Origin of the sequence: Pseudomonas sp. 2hn, assembly GCF_019646095.1 — a bacterium.
In the GTDB taxonomy this organism is placed as follows: Bacteria; Pseudomonadota; Gammaproteobacteria; order Pseudomonadales; family Pseudomonadaceae; genus Aquipseudomonas; species Aquipseudomonas peradeniyensis.
The window spans coordinates 1,576,755-1,593,902 of sequence record NZ_CP081016.1 but is presented as its reverse complement, the minus strand read 5'-3'; the positions used below and the strand labels follow the sequence as shown (position 1 = coordinate 1,593,902).

Here is a 17,148-nt window from a genome sequence, read left to right as displayed (position 1 = left end):
CGCTCCTACAGGGGATTGCGCATGGCCTGAAAACGCTTACAGCAGGAACAGCGTAGCCAGGCCGAGGAAAATAAAGAAGCCGCCACTGTCGGTGACCGCCGTAATCATCACACTCGACCCCATCGCCGGATCACGCCCCAGGCGCGTCAGCGTCATCGGGATCAGCACGCCCATCAAGGCGGCCAGCAACAGGTTCAGGGTCATCGCCGCGGTCATTACCAGGCCCAGCGACCAGCTGCCATAGAGCCAGAACGCCACGACACCGATCACGCCTCCCCAGATCAGGCCATTGAGCAGCGACACCGCCAGTTCCTTGCGCATCAGGCGGCTGGTATTGCCCGGCGACACCTGGTCGAGGGCCATGGCGCGCACGATCATGGTGATGGTCTGGTTACCCGAGTTGCCGCCGATACCCGCCACGATCGGCATCAGCGCCGCCAGCGCCACCAGCTTCTCGATGGAGCCTTCGAACAGGCCGATCACCCGCGAGGCGACGAATGCGGTGATCAGGTTGATGGCCAGCCAAGCCCAACGGTTGCGCAGCGAGCGCCAGACCGAGGCGAAGATGTCTTCCTCCTCGCGCAGACCGGCCATGTTGAGCACTTCGCTCTCGCTCTCTTCACGAATCAGGTCGACCATTTCATCGATGGTCAGACGGCCGATCAGACGCTCGTTCTTGTCCACCACGGGGGCGGAGACCAGGTCGTAGCGCTCGAAGGCCAGGGCGGCGTCGTAGGCATCTTCCTCGGGGTGGAAGGTCACCGGGTCATTGGCCATGACCTCCGCGACTTTCTTGTCCGGGTCGTTGACCAGCAACCGCTTGATCGGCAGCACACCCTTGAGAATGCCATCGTAATCGACGACGAACAGCTTGTCGGTGTGCCCTGGCAGCTCCTTGAGCCGGCGCAGGTAGCGCAATACCACCTCGAGGCTGACGTCTTCGCGGATGGTGACCATCTCGAAGTCCATCAGCGCGCCGACTTGCTCTTCGTCATAGCTCAGGGCCGAGCGCACACGCTCGCGCTGCTGGGCATCAAGGCTTTCCATGAGCTCGTGGACGACGTCGCGGGGCAGCTCCGGTGCCAGGTCGGCGAGTTCGTCGGCGTCCATCTCCTTGGCGGCAGCCAGCAGTTCGTGATCGTCCATGTCGGCGATCAGGGTCTGGCGCACGGCGTCAGAGACTTCGAGCAGGATGTCGCCGTCGCGATCCGAGCGCACCAGCTGCCAGACCGTCAGGCGGTCGTCCAGCGGCAAGGCTTCGAGGATATAGGCGATGTCGGCGGGGTGCAGGTCGTCGAGCTTGCGCTGCAGTTCGACAAGGTTCTGGCGGTGGACGAGGTTTTCCACCAGGTCATGGTGGTGACCTTCCTGACGGTGCGTCAGGTCCTCGACCACCCGCTGGCGCTGCAGCAGTTCGATCACCTGGGCCAGGCGATCCTGCAGGCTGTCTTGGGCTTTCTTTACTTCGATTTCGGTCATAGGCGAACTCCACTCCCAGCAGCGGAGCACGCCGGGAGAATCAATCGGTCAGATCTGGCTGTATGAAGCGTGTTAGCGAGTAACTACTGGGTAAGTCCATGGTGGGATTCCACAAGCCCCGGCGGGGCTGACGGGCGCAATCATACACTGTGTAAGCTGTCGGATCGCTTAAATTTTTGGCCAGAACAATCGTTTGCGCGCTAAAGCTGTGACAACGCTCGAAGCCATCAGTGCGACGGTCGCTATGGCGTGAAAAGCACATTGCTCGTGTGCCGGTTCGATTCGCAGCGCCGATTCCTTTCGGGAGCCTCTACAGAACAGCGTAGATGGACATCCGTGACAATTCAGCGCGCCAGAAAAACAAAAAGCCCGCTCTAATGAGCGGGCTTCTTGATGTATGGCGGACTCAGCAGGATTCGAACCTGCGACCGCTCGGTTCGTAGCCGAGTACTCTATCCAGCTGAGCTATGAGTCCGTAGTGGTAGTTTTAGGCCAGATTACCACTGGCTTGTTGAAGCGTCTTTGCAAGCAGAGCCACTTCAAAAAGTGGCGGACTCAGCAGGATTCGAACCTGCGACCGCTCGGTTCGTAGCCGAGTACTCTATCCAGCTGAGCTATGAGTCCGTGGTTGGTAGTTTTAGGCCAGATTACCACTGGCTTGTTGAAGCGTCTTTGCAAGCAAAGCCACTTCAAAAGTGGCGGACTCAGCAGGATTCGAACCTGCGACCGCTCGGTTCGTAGCCGAGTACTCTATCCAGCTGAGCTATGAGTCCGTGGGGTAGTTTTAGACCAGATTACCACTGGTGGTTTGAAGCAGCCTTGCAGGCAAAGCCACTTCAAAAGTGGCGGACTCAGGAGGATTCGAACCTCCGACCGCTCGGTTCGTAGCCGAGTACTCTATCCAGCTGAGCTATGAGTCCGTGTCTTGCTGTGCCATTCGGATCGCTTGAAGCGCTCCAGGCAAATAATGGCGGTGAAGGGGGGATTCGAACCCCCGATACCCTTATGAGGTATACTCCCTTAGCAGGGGAGCGCCTTCGGCCACTCGGCCACCTCACCGCAACACGAGGCGAATATTAAACACACCCTTCCTCGTTTGCAACCCTTTTTTTGAAAAAAACTTCAAAAAAATTAAAGGCTTGGCTCCTCGTCCTTCTCTTTCTTGATCCGCAGGTAGATTTCCTCGCGGTGAACAGCCACTTCCTTGGGCGCGCTAACGCCAATACGCACCTGGTTGCCTTTGACACCCAGGACCGTCACGGTGATCTCACCGTCACCAATGATCAGGCTCTCGGCGCACCGACGAGTCAGAATCAGCATAGTTTTCTCCTCACATGAATCTTCAGGGACAACAGTCTTTAAAAGCAGGGCCTTGGTCGGGGACGACGGCACTGGCCCGGATCGACCGCCACGGCTGCCTGGACAGGGACAGCCGCAGCGACCAGAAACGCGAAGGGCGCGGCAAGCCGCGCCCCTCCAGGCAGCGTGTCACTCACCCTGTCGGGCAGGCGCGTCGAGCTCGAACGCGGTGTGCAGCGCGCGTACGGCCAGCTCAAGGTATTTCTCTTCGATCACCACCGAGACCTTGATCTCGGAGGTGGAGATCATCTGGATGTTGATGCTCTCCTTGGCCAGGGCCTCGAACATGCGGCTGGCAACGCCCGCATGGGAGCGCATGCCGACGCCGACGATCGACACCTTGGCGATCTTGGTGTCGCCGATCACTTCACGCGCGCCGATTTCGCGTGCAGTGTTTTCCAGCACGCTCAACGCCTTCTCGTACTCGTTGCGGTGCACGGTGAAGGTGAAGTCGGTGGTGTTATCGTGCGAGACGTTCTGCACGATCATGTCGACTTCGATGTTGGCCGCGCTGATCGGGCCGAGGATCTTGAAGGCGACGCCCGGGGTATCCGGGACGCCACGAATGGTCAGCTTGGCCTCATCACGGTTGAAGGCGATACCGGAAATGATCGGCTGTTCCATGGATTCCTCTTCATCGATGGTAATGAGGGTACCCGGACCCTCCTTGAAGCTGTGCAGCACGCGCAGCGGGACGTTGTACTTGCCGGCGAACTCCACCGAGCGAATCTGCAGCACCTTGGAGCCGAGGCTGGCCATTTCCAGCATCTCCTCGAAGGTGATCTTCTCCAGGCGCTGGGCCTGGGGCACGACACGCGGGTCGGTGGTGTAGACGCCATCGACATCGGTGTAGATCTGGCACTCGTCGGCCTTCAGCGCCGCCGCCAGGGCCACGCCGGTGGTGTCGGAGCCGCCACGGCCGAGGGTGGTGATGTTGCCGTGCTCGTCGACGCCCTGGAAACCTGCGACCACCACGACCCGGCCGGCCTTGAGGTCGGCGCGGATCTTCTGGTCGTCGATCTGCAGGATGCGCGCCTTGTTGTGCGCGCTGTCGGTGAGGATGCGCACCTGGTTGCCGGTGTAGGACACCGCCGGCACGCCGCGCTTCATCAGGGCCATGGACAGCAAGGCGATGGTGACCTGCTCGCCGGTCGAGACGATCACGTCCAGCTCGCGGGGTTCGGGCTTGTCGGTGATCTGCTTCGCCAGGTCGATCAGGCGATTGGTTTCACCGCTCATCGCCGACAGCACAACCACCAGGTCGGTGCCTTGCTCGCGGAATTTCTTGACCTTGTCGGCAACCTGCTCGATCCGCTCGATGGAACCGACAGAGGTACCGCCAAATTTCTGTACGATCAACGCCATTTCAAAGGTGCCTCAGCCCTCAAGGGCCCCAAAAAACAATCCAACATGGCGGGGACGCCGACTAGACCGGCGCCCCCACCATCTCAAAGTCCCTGCTCGGCGAACGGCACGGCCAGGGCCAGCGCCTGGTCCAGCGCGGCGACGTCGACGCCACCGCCCTGGGCCATGTCAGGGCGACCGCCGCCCTTGCCACCGACCGCCGCAGCAGCTTGTTTCATCAGGTCGCCAGCCTTGAGTTGGCTGGAGAGGTCCTTGGTCACGCCAGCCACCAGCACGACCTTGCCCTCATGCTCGCTGCCCAGCAGGATCACTGCGTGGCCGAGCTTGTTCTTCAGTTGATCGACGAGCGCCAGCAGCGCCTTGCCGTCCTGCCCATCCAGGCGGGCGGCGAGGACCTTGGCACCCTTGACCTCAACAGCCGCATTGGAGAGATCATCCCCGGCGGCGCTGGCGGCCTTGGCCTGCAGCTGCTCGAGCTGCTTTTCCAGCTGGCGGTTGCGCTCGAGCACAGCCGACAGCTTGTCGATCAGGTTGTCGCGATTGCCCTTGACCAGCTGCGCGGCTTCCTTGACCTGCTCTTCGGCAGTGTTCAGGTAGGCCAGCGCGGCGGCGCCGGTGATCGCTTCGATACGGCGCACGCCAGAGGCCACGCCGCCTTCGCTGATGATCTTGAACAGACTGATGTCGCCGGTGCGCTTGGCGTGGATGCCACCGCACAGCTCGACGGAGAAGTCACCGCCCATGCTCAGCACGCGCACGGTGTCGCCATACTTCTCACCGAACAGCGCCATTGCACCCTTGGCCTTGGCGGTCTCGATGTCGGTCAGCTCGGTCTGTACCTCGGTGTTGCGGCGCACTTCGCGGTTGACGATGTCTTCCAGGGCCTTGATCTGCTCAGGCTTGACCGCCTCGAAGTGGCTGAAGTCGAAACGCAGGCGCTGGCTGTCGACCAGCGAGCCCTTCTGCTGCACGTGCTCGCCCAGCACCTGACGCAGCGCTTCGTGCAGCAGGTGGGTGGCGGAGTGGTTCAGCGAGGTGGCGTGCTGCACCTCGGCATCGACGCGGGCGTCAACCGTGGCGCCGACGGTCAGCGCGCCGCTGGCGACCACGCCGTGATGCAGGAAGGCACCGCCGGTCTTGGTGGTGTCGCGCACGTCGAAGCGCACGGCGCCGGCCTGCAGGTAGCCGGAGTCACCGACCTGGCCACCGGACTCGGCGTAGAACGGGGTGCGATCGAGGACAACAACGCCCTCCTCGCCTTCTGCCAGTTGCTCAACCGACTGGCCGTCCTTGTACAGGGCGATGACCTTGCCCTGGCCTTCGGTGGCGTCATAGCCGAGGAAGTCGGTGGCGGTGTCGACCTTGACCAGGCTGTTGTAGTCCATGCCGAAGGCGCTGGCGGAGCGGGCGCGCTCGCGCTGGGCCTCCATCTCGCGCTCGAAGCCGGCTTCGTCGATGGTCAGCTCGCGCTCACGGGCGATGTCGGCGGTCAGGTCCATGGGGAAGCCGTAGGTGTCGTACAGCTTGAACACCACGTCGCCCGGCACGACCTGGCCCTGCAGTTGGGCGAGGTCCTGCTCGAGGATGCGCAGGCCCTGCTCGAGGGTCTTGGCGAACTGCTCTTCCTCGGTCTTGAGCACGCGCTCGATGTGCGCCTGCTGGCCCTTGAGCTCAGGGAAGGCTTCGCCCATCTCGGCCACCAGCGCGGCGACGATCTTGTGGAAGAAGCTGCCCTTGGCGCCCAGCTTGTTGCCGTGGCGGCAGGCGCGACGAATGATGCGGCGCAGCACGTAGCCACGGCCTTCGTTGGACGGCAGCACGCCGTCGGCGATCAGGAAGCCGCAGGAACGGATGTGGTCGGCAACCACTTTCAGAGACGGCTGGTCGTCATTGGCGCAACCGATGGCTTGGGCGGCAGCAGCCAGCAGGCTCTGGAACAGGTCGATCTCGTAGTTCGAGTGCACGTGCTGCATCACCGCACTGATGCGCTCCAGGCCCATGCCGGTGTCCACCGACGGCGCCGGCAGCGGGTGCAGGACGCCGTCAGCGGTGCGGTTGAACTGCATGAAGACGTTGTTCCAGATCTCGATGTAGCGGTCGCCGTCTTCTTCCGGCGAGCCGGGTGGGCCGCCCCAGATGTCGGCGCCGTGGTCGTAGAAGATCTCGGTGCACGGGCCGCACGGGCCGGTGTCACCCATGGTCCAGAAGTTGTCAGAGGCGTACGGGGCGCCCTTGTTGTCACCGATGCGCACCATGCGCTCGGCCGGCACGCCGACTTCCTTGGTCCAGATGTCGTAGGCTTCGTCGTCGCTGGCGTAGACGGTGACCCACAGCTTTTCCTTCGGCAGGTTCAGCCACTTGTCCGAAGTCAGGAAGGTCCAGGCGAAGGTGATGGCATCGCGCTTGAAATAGTCGCCGAAGCTGAAGTTGCCCAGCATCTCGAAGAAGGTGTGGTGACGGGCGGTGTAGCCGACGTTTTCCAGGTCGTTGTGCTTGCCACCGGCGCGTACGCACTTCTGGCTGCTCACGGCGCGGGTATAGGCGCGCTTTTCCTGGCCGAGGAAGCAGTCCTTGAACTGGTTCATGCCGGCGTTGGTGAACAGCAGGGTCGGGTCATTGCCCGGGATCAGGGAGCTGGAGGCAACGCGAGTATGTCCCTGCTCTTCGAAGAAGCGGAGGAAGGCTTCACGGATTTCTGCGCTTTTCATAGGTTCTTCCACGGAAACGGCGGCCACACGTCGAATCGACGAAACGACGGCAAAGGGCCGCATTATATCGGTCCTGCAGTCTCGGTGCAGTGTGTTTATGCGATAGAAACCGTCGAATGGACGGTTTGTCGGACTACAGCAATTGAAAACGGCATGACCGCGATGCTAAAGCCAGCGTTTCGCTACTGGCAAGCCAATTACGGTCCCGGGGTGGGGAAAATTAACAGGTTGGTGAATTAAAAGAATTTCATCACCGAAGGGATCCAAAACCGGCCTAGTGCACAACACGCCTGTAGGAGCGGCCTTGTGCCGCGAAAGGGTCGCAAAGCGACCCCAGCAATATCAGCTTCGCAGCTGAGATCCCCGTGGCTGCTGCGCAGCCCTTTCGCGACGCAAGGCCGCTCCTACAGGGATCGCGCAAGGCTTAAGCCAGCCGCTGGCCCGAGTCGGGCACGATCAGGATGCCGGCGCGCAGCCCGTTCTTCACCTTGGGGTTGGGGAAGATGATCCGCGCGCCCTCCTCCTCCACCACCCAGCGCGTCTCGGCCAGGTCTTCGGCCAGTAGGTCACCCTTCTTCAGCTCGGAGAAGTTCTCGATATCCGCCGGCAGGTGCAAGCGGAAGCTGTCGCTGTGCTTGATGATCTCGCGGGCGACGCTGAACAGCTTGAGGCCATCCAGGGACTGTTCGGTTTGCGGCTCGGTATCCTCGATGAGCTGGATCAGGCGCTCCTCTAGCCGGTCGAGGTTGACCTCTTCGTTCTGCCCGAACGGCCGGGCCTTGCCGAGCTCCAGGGTGAAGGCCTCGGCATCGAGCTGCTCATAGGTGAACGCGCTGAAGGTGATCGACGACTTGCTCTGCAGCAGGACCGCCTCCATGCCGGCCGCGGCCAGACGGGCCAGCTCACGGCGCGAGTGCCGGCGACCTTCCTTGTAGGGATACAGCGCGAACTGCTCGATCTTGGACCCACGAATGGCGGTATGCAGGTCGTAATGCAGGCGGGTGCGCTCGGGCTTGCTGAAGAACACCCGGGCGAACTGTTCGAGCTCGGCGGCGCGCAGCGCCTCGAAACCACTGGAGAGTTCGTGGCGGCCATTGAACAGGCGGTTGATGTCCTGCTCGATGAAACGCTCGCCCTTGCGGATCGCCGCCGGGTTGCCAAACAGGAACAGCACCCGCGCACGCGGCTTGATCTTGCCGTTAGCAACACCGTGCAGCAGCCTTTCAAGCAGCTCGATCGGCGCCGTCTCGTTGCCATGGATACCGGCCGACAACAGCAGGTCGAGCCCGCAATCCTCACCTTCGGGGGGACGCACTTCCAGTGCGCCCTCCCCCAACCAGCGCAAACGCACGCCCCGGGTGGTCACTTGGGTCTTCTCGGCCGGTTCGTGATCGGTCAGGGTCAGCTCAAGCAGTTTGCCGAGGGCGAGCATAGGCGCTTCCTTAGTGGTGGTGGCCGCAGTCCGGGCCGTGGACGTGGTCGTCGTCACCGGCGACGTCGGCCGGTTCCATTTCCAGTTGCAGGCTGACCAGGTTGGTGGCCATCGGGCGCAGCAGCAGGTTGGCGTACTCGGTGTCGTCTTCCTCGACATCGACGCCGATCAGCAGCTGGCCGCGGCCGTCCTGCTGGATCCACACTTCCTTGCCTTGCCAGACCACGGCAAAACGGGTGCAGGAGGTTTCCAGCTGGGTGCCGTCTTCATCTTCCAGGATCAGGCGCAGGGCGTCGGACATTGCAATTTCTCTCTATCAAGGTTGGCGTTGGAACGGATATACCGAGCCCAGCTTGAGGATCTGGGTCAGTTCATCCAGGGCCGTGCGGCATTCCACCAGCAACTGCGGGTCGGCCAGGTCCGCTTCGCCGAGGCGATCGCGGTAGTGCTTGTCGACCCACTGCACCAGGGTGTCGTACAGCGAGGCGGTCATGATAACGCCTGGATTGACCGCCGCCAGTTCGTTTTCCTTCAACGCCACGCGCAGACGCAGGCAAGCCGGGCCGCCACCGTTCTGCATGCTCTGCTTGAGGTCGAACACCTTGACCTCCTTGACCGGGCCGCCCTGGCCGGTCAGCTGGTTCAGGTAGGCCCAGACGCGCTCGTTGTGGCGGCACTCTTCCGGCACCACCAGCAGCATCGAACCGTCCTCGCGGCTGAGCAGCTGACTGTTGAACAGGTAGGAACGCACCGCGTCCTCCACCGTCACCGCCGCGCGCGGCACGCAGATGCCCTGGAAGTTGCCGCCCTTGCTGGCCAGTTTAGCCTGCAGCTGGCCAAGCACCGTGTCGGTCTCGAGGAACGCGTCCTCGTGGTAGAACAGCACCTCGCCGTTGCCCACCGAGATCACGTCGTTGTGGAACACGCCCTGGTCGATCACTGCCGGATTCTGTTGAGCGTAGACCACGCCATCGTCGCTCAGCCCGTGCAGGCGAGCGACGGCCTGGGAGGCTTCCAGGGTCTGGCGCGCCGGATACTTCTGCGGCGCGGGATAGCGGCTGTCGAAGGCGCTTCGGCCATAGACGAAGAACTCGACGCCGGCATCGCCATAGGCGCGGCAGAAGCGAGTGTGGTTGGCCGCGCCCTCGTCACCGAACTGGGCAACCGCCGGCAGCGCCTCGTGGTGGGCGAAGACCTTGTCATCGCTGAACATGGCGCCCAACACACGGCTGGTGGTCGGGTGCTCGATGCTGCGGTGGTACTTGCAGTTGAGGTTGGCGGCAGTGAAGTGCACGCGACCATCGGCAGTGTCGGCGCTGGGGCTGACGGTGGCGGCGTTGGCCACCCACATGCTCGAGGCCGAGCAGCTGGCGACCAGCAGCGGCATGGCTTCCTTCGCGGCGCGCTGGATCACTTCGCCGTCGCTGCCGGTGAAGCCCAGGCGGCGCAAGGCCGCCACGTCCGGACGCTCCTGCGGGGCCAGCACGCCCTGCTTGAAGCCCATCTCCGTCAGCGCCTTCATCTTCGCCAGGCCCTGACGCGCCGCCTCGCGCGGGTTGGAACCCTGCTGGCTGTTGCTCTGCGAGGCCACGTTGCCGTAGGACAGACCGCCGTAGTTGTGGGTCGGCCCCACCAGGCCATCAAAATTCACTTCAAAGGATTTCATCGGCAAGGCTCCGAGACCTGTTGTTATAGGGTAACGCCCGGCGTCAGGGTCGCCGGCAGTGCAAGGCTCGCGGTCTCCAGCGAAGCCACGGGGTACGCGCAGTAGTCCGCCGCGTAGTAGGCGCTGGCGCGGTGGTTGCCGCTGGCGCCGACGCCACCGAACGGCGCGCTGCTGGCGGCGCCGGTCAGCTGCTTGTTCCAGTTGACGATGCCGGCGCGGCTGCGCAGCCAGAAGTGCTGGTAGCGGGCGTTGGAGTCCGACAGCAGGCCGGCGGCCAGGCCGTACTGGGTGTTGTTGGCCTCCTCGATCGCCGCGTCGAAGTCGGCGTAGCGGATCACCTGCAGCAACGGGCCGAAGAACTCTTCGTCCGGGCGCCCGGCCACGGCACTGACATCGATGATGCCAGGCGTGAGCAAGGCCGCGTTGGCCTGCGGCTGGGTCATCTCCAGCAGCGCCACGGCGCCCTTGCCGAGCAGTTCGGCCTGAGCCGCCAACAGCGCGCGGGCCGCCTGCAGCGAAATCACCGAGCCCATGAACGGCGCGGGTTGCTGGTCGAAGGCACCGACACTGATACCGCGGCTCACCTCGACCAGGCGCTGGATCAGCGCGTCACCCCAGGCACCCTGCGGCACCAGCAGGCGGCGGGCGCAGGTGCAGCGCTGGCCGGCGGAGATGAACGCCGACTGGATGATGGTGTACACCGCGGCGTCCAGGTCCTTGACCTCATCGACAACCAGTGGGTTATTGCCACCCATTTCCAGGGCGAGAATCTTGTCCGGGCGGCCGGCGAACTGCTGGTGCAGCAGGTTGCCGGTGCGACTGGAACCGGTGAAGAACAAACCGTCGATACCCGGGTTGGCGGCCAGCGCCACGCCGGTTTCGCGGGCGCCCTGGACCAGGTTGAGCACGCCGGCCGGCAAGCCGGCCTCGATCCAGCACTGCACCGTCAGCTCGGCGACCTTGGGGGTCAGCTCACTGGGCTTGAACACCACGCAGTTGCCGGCCAGCAGCGCTGGAACGATATGGCCGTTGGGCAGGTGGCCGGGGAAGTTGTACGGGCCGAACACCGCCACCACGCCATGGGGCTTGTGCCGCAGCACGGCGGTGGCGTCGGCCAGCGGGCCGCTCTTCTCGCCGGTGCGCTCGCGGTAGCTCTGCACCGAGATGGCGACCTTGTTGACCATGCTGGTCACTTCGGTGGCCGACTCCCACAGGGGCTTGCCGGTTTCTTCACCGATGCAGCGCGACAGCGCCTCGGCCTTGGCCTTGAGCTTGTCGGCGAAGGCCTCCAGCACGCTGATACGCGCTTCCAGGCTCAGCGATGCCCAGGCCGGGAACGCCTGGCGGGCGGCCTGCACGGCGGCTTCGACCTGGGCGGCGTCGGCGCCCTGCCCTTGCCAGATCACCGCCTGGGTGACGGGGTTGAGCGACTGCAGGGTTTCACCCTGGCCGGCCAGCCAGTGGCCTGCGATGTAATGCGTGTTCATTTACTGGGCCTCCCGACCGGCGGACAGCGGCACGGCGCGGACATTGTCGCCGGCGCCCAGGCGCAGGCGCTTGGCGGTCTGCGGATCGACCACCAGGGTGCCTGCCGCCAGGCGCGCCGGTGCGGCGGTGATGCGGCAGTCTTCGCGCTTGCGGTTGTGAATGATGTAAGGGGTGGCGTCGTCACCCGGGGTGCCGACGGCCAGTACCAGGGTCTCGCTGTCACGCACGGCGCGGATCTTCGAGGTCTCGCACTCGATGGCGGGACCGGCGTCGAAGATGTCAACGTAGCCCTGGTAGTTGAAGCCTTCGCGCTTGAGCATGGCCAGCGCCGGTTCCGTGTCGGTGTGCACGCGACCGATGACGTTGCGCGCCGCTTCCGAGAGGAAGCAGGTGTACAGCGGGAACTTGGGCATCAGCTCGGCGATGAACGACTTGTTGCCCACGCCGGTGAGGTAGTCGGCCTGGCTGAACTCCATCTTGAAGAAGTGCCGGCCCAGGCTCTCCCAGAAGGGCGAGCGGCCTGCCTCGTCGGACATGCCGCGCATCTCGGCGATGATCTTGTTGCCGAACAGCTGCGGGAACTCGGCGATGAACAGCATCCGCGCCTTGGACAGCAGACGGCCATTGAGACCGCTGCGGTAGTCGCTGCGCAGGAACAGCGAGCACAGCTCGGAGTTGCCGGTCAGGTCGTTGGCCAGGAACAGCGTGGGGATCTCGCGGTAGATGTTCAGCTCCTGCGAGGCGCTGACGGTCAGGCCGACCCGGTAGTTGTACCAGGGCTCGCGCAGGCCGACGGCACCGGCAATGGCGCTGATGCCGACCACCAGGCCTTCGTCGTTCTCCAGCACGAACAGGTAGTCGGTGTCGCCGCGCTCGGCTTCGCCGCGAAAGCTCTTCTCGGCCCAGCCGACGCGCTGGCCGAGGCGCTCCTCGTTGGCGGGCAGCGTGGTCAGCCCGGTGGTGCCGGTGCTGCGGGCCAATTCGATCAGCGCGGGTAAATCGCTGCTGCGTACAGGACGAACGATCATGCTATCTCCTTGTGCGGCGGTCTGTGCCTGCCGCGAAACTCTCTGTTCCGGCGGTTCAGACCGCGACCAGGCGCACGCTGGCGCCTTCGCCGACACCCAGGGCCTCGGCGGCTTCGCCGCTCAGGCTGACCGGCTTGCCCGGCACCCAGTCCAGCTCCAGCAGCACGGCGCGGTAATCCTGCAACTGGCCGTTGCACACCAGGTACGGACGGCCGCCCTTGACCGGCGTCTCGTCAAGCTTGACCGGCACCACCCGGCTCTGGGCGATGGAGCGGATGCCCGAGGCGCGGGCGTGCAGGGTCGGGCCGCCGTCGAAGATGTCGATGTAGTGCTCGGTCTCGAAGCCTTCGCGCATGAGGATGTCGAAGGTGATCTGCGCCCGCGGGTGCACCTGGCCCATGGCCTCCTGCGCTTCGTCGGCCAGCAGCGGCACATAGATCGGGTAGTGCGGCATCAGTTCGGCGAGGAAGGTGCGGCTCTTCAGGCCGCACAGGCGCTCGGCGTCGGCGTAGTTGAGGTCGAAGAAGTTGCGGCCGATGGCGTCCCAGAACGGCGACTCGCCCTGCTCGTCGCTGTAGCCGACGATCTCGGTCACCACCGAGTCGGCGAAGCGCTCGGGGTGCGAGGCCATGAACAGCAGGCGGCCCCGGGAGTTGAGCTCGGCGAAGGCGCTGCTCACCAGCTCCGGCACCACGTAGAAACTGGTCAGCAGGCTGTTGCCGGTGAGGTCGTGGCACAGCGACAGGACGTGGATCTTGTTGTGGATCTTCAGCTCGCGGGAGGCGTGTACGAAGGTCTCGTTGCGGAAGCTGTAGAACGGCTCGGAGTAGCCGGCCGAGGCGACGATGGCCGAGCAGCCGACCAGCTTGCCGGTGGCGCTGTCCTCGAGCACGAAGAAGTAGCTCTCCTCGCCATTGAAGCTGACCTCGGCGGCAAAGGAGGTTTCCGAGGCGGCGATCTTGTCGCCCAGGCGGCCGGCGTCATCCGGCAGCGAGGTGACACCAATGGGGCTGTCGGCAGCCATGCGCTGCACTTCGTTCAGATCAGCCATTTGCGCGGGGCGCATCACCAGCATGGTGTCACTCCTTTCGGGAAAGCGGGCCGATCACATCGGCACGGAAAAACGGCGGGCACGCGCCACCACCTGCAAGCAGGTGCCCGCACTGGAATTCGGGTATCGCCAGCCCCTTTTCGGGGCCGGCGAAGGGCGATCAGCCCTTGGTCAGTTTTGCCACGGCGCGTTCGAAACGATCCAGGCCTTCGTCGATGTCGGCATCTTCGACCACCAGGCTCGGGGCGAAGCGGACCACGTCGGGACCTGCCTGCAGGACCATCACGCCTTCTTTCTCGGCGGCGTTGAGGATGTCCTTGGCCTTGCCTTTCCAGGCCTCGCTCAGCACGCAGCCGATCAGCAGGCCGACGCCGCGCACCAGGGTGAACAGGCCGGTTTCCTGGCCGATCTTCTCCAGGCGGGTCTTGAAACGCTCATGCTTGGCCTTGATGCCCGCCAGGGTTTCCGGGGTGTTGACCACATCGAGCACGGCGCAGGCGACCGCGCAGGCCAGCGGGTTGCCGCCGTAGGTGGTGCCGTGGGTGCCGACGGCCAGGTGCTTGGCCAGCTCGCTGGTGGTCAGCATGGCGCCGATCGGGAAGCCGCCGCCCAGGCTCTTGGCGCTGGTGAGGATGTCCGGGGTGACGCCGTAGTGCTGGTAGGCGTACAGCGAGCCGGTACGGCCGACGCCGGTCTGCACTTCGTCGAAGATCAGCAGGGCGTTGTGCTCGTCGCACAGCTTGCGCGCGCCTTCCAGATAGGCCTTGTCGGCCGGGACCACGCCGCTCTCGCCCTGGATCGGCTCGATGACCACGGCGCAGGTCTTGTCGGAAATCTGCGCCTTCAGCGCTTCCAGGTCGTTGTACGGCACATGGCTGATGCCGGTGATCTTCGGCCCGAAGCCGTCGGAGTACTTGGGCTGGCCACCGACACTGACGGTGAACAGGGTGCGACCGTGGAAGCTGTTCACGGTGGCGATGATCTCGTGCTTCTCCGGGCCGAAACGGTCATGGGCGACGCGACGGGCCAGCTTGAAGGCGGCCTCGTTGGACTCGGCACCGGAGTTGCAGAAGAACGCGCGCTCGGCGAAGGTCGCGTCCACCAGCTTGTGCGCCAGGCGCAGGGCCGGCTCGTTGGTGAACACGTTGGAGACGTGCCAGAGGGTGTTGGCCTGCTCGGTGAGCGCCTTGACCAGCGCCGGGTGGCAGTGGCCCAAGGCGTTCACGGCGATGCCGCCGGCGAAGTCGATCAGCTCGCGACCGGTCTGGTCCCAGACTCGGGAACCCTCGCCTCGTACAGGAATGAAGGCCGCCGGGGAGTAGTTGGGAACCATGACCTGGTCGAAATCGGCACGTTGCACCGGGGCTTGCTCAACGGACATCTGAGTCTCCTGAAGAGGAACGCTGGCCTGGAAGTGGCGAGCGATGAGGGGATTGTAAGGACTGATCGGCGCCTGTCCTTGCTGCCAGGCGACAACTTGTTACAGCGCCAAACCGTGTTTTCACGGGGTTTTCGGCAATGCGACAAACAGTGTCGCAATCGCGCAGTGTAACGGGAGATAGGAATCGGGTGAACGACCGTTCACATATAAAAAGAGGTTGCCTGCACCGGCCTCTTCGCGGGTAAACCCGCTCCCACAGGATGGCACCGTACCTGAAAACAGCAGATTGCCTGTGGGAGCGGGTTTACCCGCGAAGAGGCCGGCACAGACAATAGAGAAATCAGCCCCGCTCGGCCGGCGCCGAGCTCAGCTCGAACGGGCTGCTATTGCGCCGCTGGTTACGGTCTTCACGCGGCGTGGCGCCAAAGAAATTGCGGTACGCACTGGAGAAATGCGGCCCCGAGGAAAACCCGCAGGACAGCCCGATCTGGATGATCGACTTGCTGGTCTGCATCAGCATCTGCCGCGCCTTGTTCAGGCGCAGCTCCAGGTAATACTGGCTGGGCACCCGATTGAGGTACTGCTTGAAGATCCGCTCCAGCTGGCGCCGGGACACGCACACATGCTGGGCGATCTCGTCGGTGGTCAGCGGCTCCTCGATATTGGCCTCCATCAGCAGCACTGCCTGGGTGAGCTTGGGGTGGCTGGAGCCCAGGCGATTCTGCAGCGGAATGCGCTGGCGCTCGCCCCCTTCACGGATACGCTCGACCACCAACTCTTCCGACACCGCGCCCGCCAGCTCCGCGCCATGATCGCGCGCCAGCACCGCCAGCAGCAGGTCGGTCACCGCCATGCCGCCGCAGGCGGTCAGGCGATCACGGTCCCAGTCGAACAGGTGGCTGGTGGCGATCACCTTGGGGTGGCGCTCGGCGAAATCGTCCTGCCAACGCCAGTGCACCGCGGCGCGGTAGCCATCGAGCAGGCCCAGCGCCGCCAGCGGGTACACACCGGCGGACAGGCCACCGATCATGCAGCCGCTGCGCGCCAGCTGCTTGAGCGCGGCGGACAGCGACGATCCGATCGCCGCCGGAGGCTCGTCGGCCAGCAGGAACAGCTTGTGGCAACCCTCGAGACGACCGCTCCAGGCCTCGCCCGGCAGGCGCCAGGCGCCCTCCTGCACGGCTTCGGCCTGCAGGTAGGCCAGCTCGTAGACCACGTCCGGATGCACCCGCTGGGCCACCTGCAGCACCTCTTCAGCCAACGCCAGGGTCAGCGGTTTGGTGCTTGGCCAGATGAGAAATCCGATTCGCTGGGTGGTCATAGGGCGTGGTCCGAAACCTGGGAGGAAGGGTTCGCGCTTGTGGCGCCAGGGCATGCCGCGCGGATGGCGCAGCATGCCCCATTATGGTGCAAATGTGCAGCGATTACTTCAGGCTGCCGGAAAGGAACTGCTTGAGGCGCTCGGACTGCGGATTGACCAGCACCTCGCGCGGACAGCCGCGCTCCTCCACCAACCCCTTGTGCAGGAACACCAGCTGGTTGGACACCTCGCGGGCAAAGCCCATCTCATGAGTGACCACGACCATGGTGCGACCTTCCTGGGCCAGCGACTGCATCACCTTGAGCACATCGCCCACCAGCTCCGGGTCGAGCGCCGAGGTCGGCTCGTCGAACAGCATCACCTCCGGCTCCATGGCCAGGGCGCGGGCGATGGCCACGCGCTGCTGCTCGCCGCCGGACATGTGACCAGGGAAGGCATCCTTGCGGTGGGACACGCCAACCTTGGCCAGGTAGTGCTCGGCCTTCTCCAGCGCTTCCTTCTTGTTCACGCCCAGCACGTGCACCGGCGCCTCGATGACGTTCTCCAGCGCCGTCATGTGCGACCACAGGTTGAAATGCTGGAACACCATCGACAGCCGCGAGCGCATGCGCTGCAGTTGTTTCGGGTCGGCGGCCTTGAGCGCGCCGTCCTTGCCGGCCACCAGCTTGAGCTCTTCGTTGTTGAGCAGGATCTTGCCCGCGTGCGGCTGCTCCAGCAGGTTGATGCAGCGCAGGAAGGTCGATTTGCCCGAGCCGCTGGAGCCAATGATGCTGATCACGTCGCCTGCCTTGGCTTCGAGGGAGACGCCCTTGAGCACCTCATGGCTGCCGTAGCGCTTGTGCAGGTCTTGGATTTGGAGTTTGTACATGC

13 protein-coding genes and 5 tRNA genes are annotated in these 17,148 nt (G+C 64.2%); all 18 read right to left on the bottom strand.

The features are described 5' to 3' along the window. Positions 1-36: 36 nt before the first annotated feature. The 18 genes from mgtE to K2O50_RS07330 all read right to left on the bottom strand — a co-directional run bounded on the left by mgtE (position 37) and on the right by K2O50_RS07330 (position 17,146). On the bottom strand, positions 37-1,479 hold the full coding sequence (gene mgtE / locus K2O50_RS07415) for a magnesium transporter (protein ID WP_050706728.1): 1,443 nt from the start codon (positions 1,477-1,479) through the stop codon (positions 37-39). A gap of 398 nt (positions 1,480-1,877) precedes the next feature. Then, a tRNA-Arg gene (locus tag K2O50_RS07410) sits at positions 1,878-1,954 on the bottom strand. A 72-nt stretch (positions 1,955-2,026) separates the two neighbouring features. Continuing rightward, positions 2,027-2,103: transfer RNA gene (locus tag K2O50_RS07405), tRNA-Arg, on the bottom strand. A 72-nt stretch (positions 2,104-2,175) separates the two neighbouring features. Beyond that, a tRNA-Arg gene (locus K2O50_RS07400) sits at positions 2,176-2,252 on the bottom strand. 70 nt (positions 2,253-2,322) lie between these two features. Beyond that, positions 2,323-2,399 (bottom strand) — tRNA-Arg (locus tag K2O50_RS07395). 48 nt (positions 2,400-2,447) lie between these two features. After that, a tRNA-Ser gene (locus K2O50_RS07390) sits at positions 2,448-2,538 on the bottom strand. Positions 2,539-2,610: 72 nt separating this feature from the next. Further along, the gene (csrA, locus tag K2O50_RS07385; RefSeq protein WP_003254503.1) at positions 2,611-2,799 is read right to left on the bottom strand and encodes a carbon storage regulator CsrA; all 189 of its coding nucleotides are present in this window, start codon (positions 2,797-2,799) and stop codon (positions 2,611-2,613) included. A 168-nt stretch (positions 2,800-2,967) separates the two neighbouring features. Continuing rightward, entirely contained in the window at positions 2,968-4,203 is a 1,236-nt protein-coding gene (locus tag K2O50_RS07380; protein ID WP_028691060.1) for an aspartate kinase, read from the bottom strand. 83 nt (positions 4,204-4,286) lie between these two features. Beyond that, complete coding sequence (alaS, locus tag K2O50_RS07375) at positions 4,287-6,911, bottom strand: alanine--tRNA ligase (RefSeq protein WP_050706729.1); 2,625 nt, start codon at positions 6,909-6,911, stop codon at positions 4,287-4,289. 424 nt (positions 6,912-7,335) lie between these two features. Beyond that, positions 7,336-8,343 carry a succinylglutamate desuccinylase gene (astE, locus tag K2O50_RS07370; RefSeq protein ID WP_050706730.1) on the bottom strand — a complete coding sequence of 336 codons (1,008 nt, stop codon included), beginning with the start codon at positions 8,341-8,343 and terminating at the stop codon, positions 7,336-7,338. A 10-nt stretch (positions 8,344-8,353) separates the two neighbouring features. Then, positions 8,354-8,644 carry a hypothetical protein gene (locus K2O50_RS07365; protein WP_011534960.1) on the bottom strand — a complete coding sequence of 97 codons (291 nt, stop codon included), beginning with the start codon at positions 8,642-8,644 and terminating at the stop codon, positions 8,354-8,356. 15 nt (positions 8,645-8,659) lie between these two features. Continuing rightward, positions 8,660-10,009, bottom strand: coding sequence for an N-succinylarginine dihydrolase (gene astB / locus K2O50_RS07360; RefSeq protein WP_050706731.1), 1,350 nt, complete (start codon positions 10,007-10,009; stop codon positions 8,660-8,662). Between the two features lie 23 nt (positions 10,010-10,032). Then, a complete protein-coding gene (gene astD / locus K2O50_RS07355; RefSeq protein WP_050706732.1) occupies positions 10,033-11,496 on the bottom strand; it encodes a succinylglutamate-semialdehyde dehydrogenase in 1,464 nt (487 codons plus the stop codon). Then, positions 11,497-12,525 (bottom strand): arginine N-succinyltransferase, encoded by a 1,029-nt coding sequence (gene astA, locus K2O50_RS07350; RefSeq protein WP_050706733.1) that lies wholly within the window; start codon positions 12,523-12,525, stop codon positions 11,497-11,499. It lies immediately after the preceding gene. Positions 12,526-12,580: 55 nt separating this feature from the next. Next, positions 12,581-13,600 (bottom strand): arginine/ornithine succinyltransferase subunit alpha, encoded by a 1,020-nt coding sequence (gene aruF, locus K2O50_RS07345; RefSeq protein ID WP_050706734.1) that lies wholly within the window; start codon positions 13,598-13,600, stop codon positions 12,581-12,583. Between the two features lie 136 nt (positions 13,601-13,736). Beyond that, positions 13,737-14,957, bottom strand: a complete 1,221-nt coding sequence (locus K2O50_RS07340; RefSeq protein ID WP_050706735.1) for an aspartate aminotransferase family protein — start codon at positions 14,955-14,957, stop codon at positions 13,737-13,739. Between the two features lie 340 nt (positions 14,958-15,297). Then, positions 15,298-16,278 (bottom strand): transcriptional regulator ArgR, encoded by a 981-nt coding sequence (gene argR, locus K2O50_RS07335; RefSeq protein ID WP_050706736.1) that lies wholly within the window; start codon positions 16,276-16,278, stop codon positions 15,298-15,300. A gap of 103 nt (positions 16,279-16,381) precedes the next feature. Continuing rightward, positions 16,382-17,146, bottom strand: a complete 765-nt coding sequence (locus K2O50_RS07330) for an ABC transporter ATP-binding protein (protein ID WP_023630946.1) — start codon at positions 17,144-17,146, stop codon at positions 16,382-16,384. Positions 17,147-17,148 lie beyond the last annotated feature (2 nt).

Excerpts from the sequence above, each read along its gene's own strand:
- mgtE (WP_050706728.1), bottom strand. The coding sequence starts at position 1,479 with ATGACCGAAATCGAAGTAAAGAAAGCCCAAGACAGCCTGCAGGATCGC.
- csrA (WP_003254503.1), bottom strand. The coding sequence starts at position 2,799 with ATGCTGATTCTGACTCGTCGGTGCGCCGAGAGCCTGATCATTGGTGAC.
- K2O50_RS07380 (WP_028691060.1), bottom strand. The coding sequence starts at position 4,203 with ATGGCGTTGATCGTACAGAAATTTGGCGGTACCTCTGTCGGTTCCATC.
- alaS (WP_050706729.1), bottom strand. The coding sequence starts at position 6,911 with ATGAAAAGCGCAGAAATCCGTGAAGCCTTCCTCCGCTTCTTCGAAGAG.
- astE (WP_050706730.1), bottom strand. The coding sequence starts at position 8,343 with ATGCTCGCCCTCGGCAAACTGCTTGAGCTGACCCTGACCGATCACGAA.
- K2O50_RS07365 (WP_011534960.1), bottom strand. The coding sequence starts at position 8,644 with ATGTCCGACGCCCTGCGCCTGATCCTGGAAGATGAAGACGGCACCCAG.
- astB (WP_050706731.1), bottom strand. The coding sequence starts at position 10,009 with ATGAAATCCTTTGAAGTGAATTTTGATGGCCTGGTGGGGCCGACCCAC.
- astD (WP_050706732.1), bottom strand. The coding sequence starts at position 11,496 with ATGAACACGCATTACATCGCAGGCCACTGGCTGGCCGGCCAGGGTGAA.
- astA (WP_050706733.1), bottom strand. The coding sequence starts at position 12,525 with ATGATCGTTCGTCCTGTACGCAGCAGCGATTTACCCGCGCTGATCGAA.
- aruF (WP_050706734.1), bottom strand. The coding sequence starts at position 13,600 with ATGCTGGTGATGCGCCCCGCGCAAATGGCTGATCTGAACGAAGTGCAG.
- K2O50_RS07340 (WP_050706735.1), bottom strand. The coding sequence starts at position 14,957 with ATGTCCGTTGAGCAAGCCCCGGTGCAACGTGCCGATTTCGACCAGGTC.
- argR (WP_050706736.1), bottom strand. The coding sequence starts at position 16,278 with ATGACCACCCAGCGAATCGGATTTCTCATCTGGCCAAGCACCAAACCG.
- K2O50_RS07330 (WP_023630946.1), bottom strand. The coding sequence starts at position 17,146 with ATGTACAAACTCCAAATCCAAGACCTGCACAAGCGCTACGGCAGCCAT.